The following is a 10307-nucleotide window of genomic DNA, read 5'->3' on the forward strand; positions in this document are numbered from 1 at the left end:
AGCAACGAACCGGGTGCGGCTCAGCAGTTCCGCGGCGCCGGTTGCCCGTTCAGGCGGGCCGATACCCAGTCCAGCGCGAGCGGCATGCCGACCACGGCGGTGGTCATGTGCTCCGGAATCGGGATCGGATCGACCTGCAACCGGACGCCGGCGGCACAGTAGCGTCCGTCGGTGTGGTCGATCGCGTCGACCGGGAGCAGCGGATCCGAGGGCGAATGCCATTCGAAGATCGGCATGGTCGGGATGCCGTCGAAGTACTCGAGGCTGTTCTCCTCCAGTACCGCGCGGGCCTCGGGGCTGTCGATCAGTTCCGTGCTGGCGGCGTAGTCCAGGGCGCTGTGCCCGGCGCCGCTGGCGAGGATCTCGTTGGTGCAGCTGTTGGCCATCCGGCGGCCGACCTCGAGGCCGCTGGCGTTCATGCTGTCGCTGACCGGCAGCCGATCCGGGTACTCCCGCTCCATCCCGATCGCGGCCGCCATCGCGAGGCCGAACGCCGGATGCGAATTGGCGCCCAGCGCGGACACCATGGTCACCAGGTTCATCGGCACCCCGCCGTAGGCGGCGCCCGCGATATCCAGATCGGGTGCGTACGTGGGTTGCAGCGCCGCCGCCCAGGCCGTCGCCATGCCGCCGCCGGAATAGCCGGCCATCGCGACCCGGCTGCGCCCGAGCCCGAGCCCGGCCACCTGCTTCACCGCGCGGATGCCGTCCAGGGTGATCTGCCCGCCGAGCCGGGCCGCGCCGTAGGCCAGATTCGGGCCGAGGTGATCGGGCAGCGCCACGCTCCAGCCCTGCATCAGCACCGAGTTCAGCGCGGGCGCCTCCCGGATGACCAGGTTGGGATCGTTGCTGTACAGCTCGTGCGAGACCGCGCACTCGGCGCCCAGCGCGTTGATGATGTGCTGATACGACAGCAGCGGCCCGTCGACCGGATGGTTCACCGGCGTCACGACGGTGGTGGTCGCGGCGATCGGTTCGCCGCGGGAGTTGGTGGAGCGGAACTTCACCAGCGTGACGCTGCTGCCGGGGAAGGTGGTCAGCGGGGGCAGCCCTCGCACGTCCAGGACGTCACCGAGCTGGCGATCGTCGAGGTCCGGCGGGGCGGCGTAGAAGGGATCCGGGTCCGGGGCGTGGAACAGCGGTGTGGCGCCGGCCGTGGCGGCCATTGCCAGCCCGACGGCCGTGCCGCCGAGTGCCGCCAGCACCCGGCGCAGACCGCGCCGAGCGCCCCGGGAGGGGGAAGGAAGAGACGGTTGTGCCTGACGGTTCATCCATGACCTCCACGCGAGTGAAGCAGAATTGGAAAGTCCGGCCAGTCCGCATTCAAATGGCAACCGCACAGTTTTCCGTGCGACACGCCGCTCCGATGTCCGGAAACTCCGGAAAATTCAGTAGAACACGCCGGAAACATCCGACACGCCAGCGACTTTCATCGGCGTGTCCATGTTCATGGATGGTGTTTCAGATCTTCGGGACGAGACGGTTAGCAAACATGAGGCAACACTAGCTAACCGAGCTGGGTCATCCCGGCTGCGACAACCCGGGAGATGCCGAGGATCTCGTCCGCGGTGGGGAGATCGAGACCGTCGAGCGCGTGCAGGCGATCGGTGGTGGCGACGGCGAGCATCGCCGAGACCCAGGCGGCCGCGCACGCGCGCAGGGTGCCGGGCTGCACCGGCCCGGGCGCGCTGGCCTGCAACACCCGGGCCGTGACGTCGAGCAATTGATCGCGCATGCGGCGCAGTTGCTTCCGGACGTCGGGGTGGGTGTCGGCCTCGCGCCACATGATGACCCGCAGCACCGAGGAGTGGTGGTCGCGCAGATTCAGCGCGACGTCGAGGTTCACCAGGCTGGCCGCCGGATCGCCCGGACTGATCAGGGAATTGATGTCGTCCAGCGGATGTTTGGGAACCCGCTCGGCCATCAGCGCCGACAGGATCGAATCCTTGGTGGGGAAATAGTAGAAGACCAGCCCCTTCGGGACCCCGGCGGCCCCGGCGATCGCCGCCGTCGCCGTCGCGTCGAAACCGTGCGCGGCGAACAGGTTTTCGGCGGCGTCCAGGATGAGCTGACGGGCGTCGCCGTCAACCTTGCGGCTGCGGCGACGCCCCACTCGGTCGGGATTCGGCGCATGCATCAATGAGCAGTATGCCGCCGCGCCGTAACCTGCGGAAGAGCTGCGACCGCAACCGCCACGGTCAGCACTCCCACGATCCATGCGGTCCACGAAGCGCCGTTGAACGCATGGAAGTTCATCACCCAGGGGGAGATGAACAGCAGCACGCCGAACAGGCCCATCGCGTAGTCCGCACCGGACTGGGCCGGGTTCGACAGCTGGGCCAGACCGGTCAGGGCGATCAGCACGCCCAGCACGATCAGGGTCCACAGCGCCCGGTTGTTGTGGTCGACCCAGATGGGTGACAGCGCGGTGAAGACGCCGAGCACGACGGCTACGAAGTCCTGCGCGCGACTCTCGGTGAACATCAGTACCTCCTCGAGGATGGCGGATGGTGCCTCTCTCGGTATAACTCTGATTGACCGCCCGATCAATAGTTCTGGGAGGAAAGATTATGCACCGATGTCGGATATGGTGGGCATCACGGAGAGAACGGCACTCTCTTTGGATTAAGGTGAGGTTTCATGCAGCGTACGATCGTCATCGTCGGCGCGGGCCTGGCGGGCCTGCGCGTCGCCGAGGAACTACGACGGGCCGGTTTCACCGGCGAAGTGGTGCTGGTCGGCGACGAGGACCGGCTGCCGTACGACCGGCCACCGCTGTCCAAGCAATTCGTCCGCGGTGAGGTCGACGACACCACCTTCAAGCCGGCCGAATTCTTCACCGAGCAGAACATCGCGCTCCGCCTCGGCGTCGCCGCGACGGCGCTGGACACCGCCACGCGGCAACTGACCCTGAGCGACGGCGAGGTGCTCGGCTACGACGAGCTGATCATCGCCACCGGCCTGCGGCCGCGGCTGATCCTGGGCCTGGCCGACGGCCCGATTCCGGGTGTGCACGTGCTGCGCCGCCACGACGACGCGGTCGGCCTGCGTACCGCGATCCCGGCGGCGACCCGCGCGCTGGTGGTGGGCGCCGGCTTCATCGGTTGCGAGCTCACCGCCAGCTTCCGGTCCGCCGGTCTGGACGTGGTGCTGGTGGAACCGCAGCCCGAACCGCTGGCCGCGGCGCTCGGCGAGCAGGTCGGCGCGCTGGTGGCGCGCATCCACCGGGCCGAGGGTGTCGACGTGCGCGCGGGGGTGGGCGTGACCGAACTGCTCACCGGCGATGCCGGGGTGCGTGGCGCCCAACTCTCCGACGGCACCACCGTGGAGGCGGATCTGGTGGTGGTCGGCGTCGGTTCCGTGCCGGTGACCGACTGGCTCGTGGATTCCGATGTGCCACTGGCGGATCCGCGTGCGGGTGGCGGCGTGCTGGCCGATGCGGTGGGCCGCACCACGATCGACGGTGTCTGGGCGCTCGGCGATGTCGCCGCCTGGCAGCACGACGGCGGTCCGCATCGCCGGATCGAGCACTGGACCAATGCCGGTGAGCAGGCCCGATTGCTGGTCGCCGCGCTGCTCGGTGGTGAGGTGCCGCCCGGCCCGCGGGTGCCCTACGTGTGGAGCGATCAGTACGACGTCAAGATCCAGGTGCTGGGCAGCACCCGTGGCGCCGACGAGGTCCGGATCATCGAGGACGACGGCCGCAAATTCCTGGCGCACTACTTCGTCGACGGGGTGCTCACCGCCGTCGTCGGCGCCGGTCGTCCCGCCCAGGTGATGAAGACGCGCGCCCAGCTGGTCGAGAACGCCAAGGCAGCCGTCCCCGTGCGCTGAACTGTCACACCGGGACGATAGGCTCCCGGTGTGATCGTCTCGCTCATCGATTCGGGGCTGGGATTGCTCTCCACGGGAGCGTGGCTGCGCCGGCTGCGGCCGGAACTCGACCTGGTGCTGCAACTGGATCCCGACGGCGCGCCCTGGGGGCCGAAGCCGGAACAGTGGGTCACCGACCGGGTCCTGGAGGCCACCCGGCGCGCGCTGCGGCTGGGCGCGGAAGTGATCGTGCTGCCGTGCAACACCGCGAGTGTGACCGCGCTGGAACATGTCCGTGCCGAGGTCGGCCCGCAGGTGCCGGTGATCGGCACGGTCCCGGCGATCAAACCGGCGGCCGCCGCGTGCCGCACGGTCGCGGTCTGGGCCACCGCCGCGACCACGGCCAGCCGCTATCAGGCCGGCCTGATCGCCCGCTTCGGCGGCGATGCCGATGTCGTCGGGGTGGCCTGTCACGGCCTGGCCGACGCGATCGATCGCGGTGATCTGCCCGCGATCGAGGAGGCGATCGTGGCGGCCGTCGACCGGACCCCGCCCGGCACCGAGGGCATCGTGCTCGGCTGCACCCACTATCCGCTGGTCCTGGACGCGATCATCGCCGCCCTGCCCGCCGGGGTGCGCTTGTTCGACAGCGCGGAAGCCGTTGCGGCACAGACCCTCCGGCGCATCGACGCACTCGCCCGCCCGCCCGGCGGCACGGGCGCGGTGACGGTGTTCAACAGCGGCCGCGCGGGTGTATTGCCTGCCAGCGCAGCGGCATTCGAGCCGGGCCGGATCCTGGGCGCGGTCGGCGGCCCCGTCACCGGGGCGCGCACACACTAGCCGGACCCACCGGTCGGCGGTGCGGTGCATCGTCCCGAAACGTGTAGCCGCATCGGCCGATACGCGGGGATTCCCGGTCGGCGCGCGTGATCACCCGTGCCTGTATCAGGTCGCCCGCATCGGCAGGCGGCCGCCGGGCACGCGGCGGCGTCGGCTGGCAGCCTCCGTACCGCGTGCCGCATCGGCCGCGCGATAACTGTTGTCAGAACCGGATTTTCAGGTGGTCCGTGACCGGATGGGCCTGGCAGCCGAGGATGTATCCGGCATCGATGTCCTCGGGGTCGAGGATCTCGCAGTTGTCCATCTCCACCTTGCCCTCCAGGACGGTGCAGGCGCACGAGCCGCATTCGCCCTCCTGACAGGAGTACGGCACGTCGATGCCCTTGGACAGCATCAGGTCCACCAGGGTCTGGCGGCGGGGCCAGCGCAGACTGTGCACCTGTCCGTCCAGCTCCACCTCGACGGTCGCCGCGTCGGCGGCCTCCTCGTCGCTCACGTCGACGGGGGTGTCGGCCGAGAACGGGTCGCCGGACAGCGAATTGAAGACCTCGGCATGGGTGCGGGTGCGCGGCACACCCAGTTGGGCGAGCGCGTCGTGCACGCCGTCCATGAACGGTTTCGGCCCGCACATGTAGGCGCGGTACTCGGTGTAGGGGGCCGCCAGCCGGGCCAGCGTCTCGGCGCCGGGCAGGCCCTGCAAACTCTCCAGCCAGTGCACGATCACCAGGCGCTGCGGATGTTTCGCGGCCAGTTCGCGCAGCTCGTCGGCGAAGATGACCGATTCGGCGTCGCGGTTGGCGTAGATCAGTACCGCGCGGCCGGCGCCGCGGGCCAGGGCCGATTTCAGGATGGAGATCACCGGGGTGATCCCGCTGCCGGCGGCGAACAGCAGCAGATCCTCGTCGACGTCCTTGACGGTGAAGGTGCCCGACGGCGGCAGTACCTCCAGGGTGTCGCCCGCGTGCAGGTTGTCGCACACCCAGTTCGAGGCGTACCCGTCGGCGGTCCGCTTGACGGTGACCTTCGGCTGATCGTCGGTGTGCGGCGAACTGGCCAGCGAATAGCAGCGGGCCACCGATCCGGTCAGTTCGCTGGGGATGCGCAGGGTGAGGAACTGCCCGGACTGATAAGCGAATCGCTCACGCAGCTCCTCGGGTACGTCGAAGACCAGCGAACAGGCGTCGGCGGTCTCGGGGATCACCGCGGAGATCCGCAGCACGGCCGAGCGCGAGCTGTGCGGTACGTCGACGGTCGTCATGGTGTCCTCTCGGGGCGGGCCGGTGCGCGGTGACAGGCAAAACTAGAACCTGTTCTATTTTGATGGTACGTGACCCTCGCGCTGCCGGACAAGCTGGACCTCCAGACCGGCCACGAGCACGTCCATCCCGAACTCGTAGCTGTATCGGCCGCGCAGGTCGCCGATGTGCCGCATGGCCCGCTCGACCGGATCCGGCAGCGTGACCCCGGCCGGGGTGGACCGGTCGCGCGGGTTCACCCGGGCCCGCCCGAACAGATAGGTGTGCACGGTGGCGTAGGCGGACAGCACATTGCGATCGTCGAAGCCGGCGTCGAACAGGATCTCCATCACCGCGGCGATCAGATCCAGTTGCTTGCCCAGCATCTGGTCGAGCAGGACGTCACCCAGGCCGGGATGTTTGCGCAATTTCTCATCGATCTGATCGATGAGTTCGCGCAGCCGTTGCTGCCACGGACCTTCCGGCCCGGGGCGGCGCACCCCCGACAGTGCGGCGGTGACCACCAGATCGAGCAGTTCGCGTTTGTCCGCGACGTAGTAATAGGGAGCCATCGGCGAAACCCCGAGTTCGCGGGACAACCGGCGCATGGACAGCTTCTCGAGACCGTCCGTGCGCACCACTCGCAGTGCGGCCTCGACGATCTCGGCTTCCGACAGCGTGTTACCGCCCCCGCTGGTCTGCATACGTCCCGCTCCCATACCACCTCTGAGTGGCGCCCGGCCCGATCGGCCCGGCCGCGACACCGTCGACCACTGTTCACCCGGCTGTTTCCCTCCGAAGTCTAGAGTGTGCGGATTTCACCCGGGCCCGGTGTGGTACGCCCGCGGTCCACGCGGGTCTGCCCGGCATGTCGCGGGCGTTGCCGAGGTGAGGGTGCGAATTCGCGGCGGCATTCCACGGTGCGCGCTCCGAACGGCAATCAGCGCTTAGCATCTCCGGAATGCGCCATGATCGACTGCCCGACGGGTTCGGGGTTCGCATCGATCCCCGGGTGCGCACCTACTCCGGTGGACGGTTTCTCGTCGGCGGTTCGCCGACGCGGTTGCTGCGCCTGGCGCCGGAGGCGGCGGCACTCATCGGCGACGGCTACCTCGAGGTCACCGATACCGAATCGGCGGTGGTCGCCCGCAGGTTGCTCGATTCCGGCGTGGGCAATCCCAGGCCGCGGCTGCTGCCCGCGCTGGAGGATGTCACCGTGGTGGTGCCGCTGCACAACGACGGCGCCGGCCTGCGGCGGCTGCTGGGCACGCTGCGCGGGCACAGTGTGGTGGTGGTCGACGACGGCTCGGATCGTCCGGTACCGCTGCCGGACAGTCGCCATCGCTGCCGGGTGACGGTGTTGCGGCACGATCGCCGCAGGGGCGCCGCGGCTGCTCGGAATGCCGGATTACGTGCGGCCACCACCGAATTCGTCGCCTTCCTGGATTCCGATATGGTGCCCCGCGCGGGCTGGCTCGAGGTGATGCTCGGGCATTTCAGCGATCCCGAGGTGGCGCTGGTGGCGCCGCGCATCGTGCCGCGCGAGCCGGATGCGAGCGTGCTCGGCCGCTACGACCGCACCCGGTTCTCCCTGGATCGCGGCCGCCGCGAGGCCGCGGTGACCCCGTACGGCGCCGTGCCCTCCGTCCCCGGCGCGGCGCTGCTGGTCCGGCGGCGCGCACTGCTGGCCGAGGGCGGTTTCGACGAGGAGATGCGCTCGGCCGCCGATGCCGACCTGTGCTGGCGGCTGGAACGCGCGGGCTGGCGGCTGCGCTACGAACCGGCCGCGCAGGTCGCCGGGGACCATCCGGTCTCGTTACGGGAATGGTTGCGGCGCAGGGTATCCCAGGGTGCGGCGGTGGCGCCGCTGGCCCGCCGCCACGGTGGCCCGGTGGCGCCGCTGGCGGTGCCGCTGTGGCTGGTGGTGGCCTCGGCGCTGCTGGCCAGCCTGTCCCGCTGGGGTCTGATCGGCGGGTTGATCACCGTGGTCGCGGCGCTGGTCCGGCTGCGCCGGGTGTTCGCCGAACTGGACAATCCGACCCGGGTGGCCGCCATCCAGACGGCCCGCGGCTGCGCGGCCGGGCTGTGGCGGATGGTCTCGGCGCTGTGCCGGCACTACTGGCCGATCACCCTGCTCGCGATGCTGACCTCCCGGCGGATCCGCCGCGCCGCGGTCACCCTGGCCGTGGCCGACGGTCTGGCCGACTGGTTCACCCACCGCGATGTCGGCGGTCTGGATCCGGTGCGCTACCTGGCCTGTAAACGGCTCGACGATCTGGCCTACGGGTCCGGGCTGTGGTGGGGCGCGCTCCGGTCGCGCCGGGTGCCGGCACTACGCTCGGCCGCGCCGCCGCGGTAGCGGCTGTGACCTGGCGGACAAACTGGTCACTTGGCCGTGTCCGGTTTCGTTTCGCCGGTACAGTGCAGGGGGGAAGAAAAGGCAAATGGTCAGCAATCCAACCGGCGGCGAAGCCGAGCAGTACCGAGCCGGTCACTACGGAGCCGAGCCGGGATCCCAACTCGGTGCGTTGGAAACCTATGCCGCACAAGCTCATGGCTATCTCGCCCTCGGCGGGGACCGGCTGAATCAGCTCGCCGGTCTGCTGCGCCCGGCAATCCTGGAATCCTGGCTGCGCAGCGTGCGCGGCGGCGTCGATCCGCTGGACGATCTGGACGGCCGCGGACTGCGCGGCGGTGATCTCCAGCGCTACCGCGACGGCCATCCGATCACCGCGGTGATGCCGCTGGTGGACAAGCTGTTGTTGCAGGACATCGCCCGGATCGGGCTGATCGTCGTGGTCGCCGACCAGTTCGGCCGGGTGTTGTCGGTGCACGGCACCCCGGATCGGGTGGCCGCGGTGGCCGGGACCGGGTTGCGCGAGGGCGATGATCTCAGCGAACGCCGGGTCGGGACCAATGCGGTCGGCCTGGTGGTGCGCACCGGCCGGCCGGTGTGGGTGCACGGCCCGGAGCACTTCCTGCAACGAATGCACCAGATCACCGGCGCCGCCGCTCCGGTGCACGATCCGGACGGCCGGCTGGTCGGGGTACTGATGATCGCGGGCGGGGTCCGCGTGGCCCGGCCGGAGATCCTGGCCCTGGTGAAGGCGGCGGCGACCGCCGCGGAACTGGATCTGGCCCTGGCCGCGGCCCGGACGCAGCCGCGTGGCGCCGGTCGCGCGTCGCAGGATTCCGGCGCGGCCGCGCTCGCGGACCGGGCGCCGACCCGGCTCGGCCTGGATGTGCTGGGCCTCGGGCAACCGCAGCTGATCTCCGACGGCGATCGGTTGCCGGTGTCGCAGCGGCAGGCGGAGATCATGCTGCTGCTCGCGGAGCACACCGAGGGGTTGTCCGCCGATCACCTGGCCCTGTTGCTCGACGACACCGACCTGGACAACGCCACCATCCGCGCGGCGATGTCGCGGCTGCGGTCGGTGGTCGGGGCGCACGTGTTCGGCTCGCGGCCGTATCGGCTGCGGGTGCCGCTGGTCACCGATGTGGAGGCGCTGCGCGCGGCGCTGGACTCGGGCGATGTGGATGCGGCGGTCCGCTTGTACACCGGGCCGGTGCTGCCGCGCTCGACCGCGCCGGGGGTGGTGGACATCCGCGACGAACTGCGGGTCCGGCTGCGCACGGCGGTGTTGCGCTCCGGGGACGCGGCGGTGCTGAGCCGCTGGACCGCGGGCGCCGAAGGCCGCGACGACACCCCGGCGTGGGTGGCCTACCGGGCGGCGGTGGATCGCGGTTCGCCACTGTATGCGCAGATCGAGGCCAAGATCCGGGTGCTGGACCGGCGGCTGGGCGCGGATGCAACGCAGATGCAACGTTTCGGCTCGTAGGCTTCGCGACCGGAACGTGTGACGGCCCGATGGTGGCCGCGCGGTTGGTCGCGTGCACGTCGGGGTGGATCCACAATCCTTCTGGACGATTGTCCGAGTCCTATTTGAATGAAAACCTCCCGTTTTATTCTGGCAGCGCCTAGTCTTCGCTGTGCGTGGAGGCGATGCATGGTTCGCATCCATGTAACGCAGGGAACCATCGGCCGGGTCCGGACTCCGCCGGCCGCCACGTTGGAGGACATCACAGGGCTGACACCGCTTTCCGCAGGAGCTGGTTGAGCCACCGCGCCGGCTGCACCGGTCCGCACCACATCGGTGACCACGGTCGCCGAGATTCGTATACCCACAATCAGTTTCGCCGCGCGTCTGCGCGTCCCGTGGATCTCGGGACCCGGATGCCCGCGAGTGGAGCCGAACGTTCGAGGTAGTGCGTCCGCTGCTGCCGGTGCCCCATACAGGTACCGGGGCCTTATTCGTGCTGCCTGAAATCGATTCGGCGACAGTTGATTTCGCCATCGAGGAGGCACCGGTGCAGGATTCGGAGTTGGGTGGGATCACGGCCGGGGGGCCGGGCGGCGGC

At 69.7% G+C, this 10307-nt stretch carries 9 protein-coding genes; 4 read left to right on the forward strand and 5 right to left on the reverse strand.

All coding sequences use genetic code 11. The features are described from left to right. Positions 1-20: 20 nt before the first annotated feature. From LBW94_RS36490 to LBW94_RS36500, 3 genes are all read right to left on the reverse strand, one after another. Positions 21-1166 (reverse strand): lipase family protein, encoded by a 1146-nt coding sequence (locus LBW94_RS36490; RefSeq protein ID WP_225058439.1) that lies wholly within the window; start codon positions 1164-1166, stop codon positions 21-23. A gap of 341 nt (positions 1167-1507) precedes the next feature. After that, complete coding sequence (locus LBW94_RS36495) at positions 1508-2137, reverse strand: TetR/AcrR family transcriptional regulator (protein ID WP_225058362.1); 630 nt, start codon at positions 2135-2137, stop codon at positions 1508-1510. Then, positions 2137-2484, reverse strand: a complete 348-nt coding sequence (locus LBW94_RS36500; protein WP_225058361.1) for an SPW repeat protein — start codon at positions 2482-2484, stop codon at positions 2137-2139. The genes LBW94_RS36495 and LBW94_RS36500 overlap by 1 nt, the downstream gene beginning before the upstream one ends. A gap of 156 nt (positions 2485-2640) precedes the next feature. Here LBW94_RS36500 and LBW94_RS36505 point away from each other — a divergent pair, with 156 nt between their 5' ends. Next, complete coding sequence (locus LBW94_RS36505; RefSeq protein WP_225058360.1) at positions 2641-3834, forward strand: NAD(P)/FAD-dependent oxidoreductase; 1194 nt, start codon at positions 2641-2643, stop codon at positions 3832-3834. Between the two features lie 30 nt (positions 3835-3864). Next, positions 3865-4653 carry a glutamate racemase gene (locus tag LBW94_RS36510; protein WP_225058359.1) on the forward strand — a complete coding sequence of 263 codons (789 nt, stop codon included), beginning with the start codon at positions 3865-3867 and terminating at the stop codon, positions 4651-4653. Positions 4654-4855: 202 nt separating this feature from the next. On the opposite strand, the gene LBW94_RS36515 is transcribed toward LBW94_RS36510, so the two are convergent. Further along, positions 4856-5911, reverse strand: coding sequence for a ferredoxin--NADP reductase (locus tag LBW94_RS36515; protein ID WP_225058358.1), 1056 nt, complete (start codon positions 5909-5911; stop codon positions 4856-4858). A gap of 54 nt (positions 5912-5965) precedes the next feature. Continuing rightward, on the reverse strand, positions 5966-6607 hold the full coding sequence (gene mftR2, locus LBW94_RS36520) for a mycofactocin system transcriptional regulator MftR2 (RefSeq protein WP_225058357.1): 642 nt from the start codon (positions 6605-6607) through the stop codon (positions 5966-5968). Positions 6608-6849: 242 nt separating this feature from the next. Between mftR2 and mftF the strand changes: the two genes are divergently transcribed. Both mftF and LBW94_RS36530 read left to right on the forward strand, forming a co-directional pair. After that, on the forward strand, positions 6850-8247 hold the full coding sequence (gene mftF, locus LBW94_RS36525; RefSeq protein ID WP_225058356.1) for a mycofactocin biosynthesis glycosyltransferase MftF: 1398 nt from the start codon (positions 6850-6852) through the stop codon (positions 8245-8247). Positions 8248-8332: 85 nt separating this feature from the next. Continuing rightward, positions 8333-9727 carry a GAF domain-containing protein gene (locus tag LBW94_RS36530; protein ID WP_225058355.1) on the forward strand — a complete coding sequence of 465 codons (1395 nt, stop codon included), beginning with the start codon at positions 8333-8335 and terminating at the stop codon, positions 9725-9727. Positions 9728-10307: the final 580 nt, after the last annotated feature.

Origin of the sequence: Nocardia sp. alder85J, assembly GCF_020176955.2 — a bacterium.
In the GTDB taxonomy this organism is placed as follows: Bacteria; Actinomycetota; Actinomycetes; order Mycobacteriales; family Mycobacteriaceae; genus Nocardia.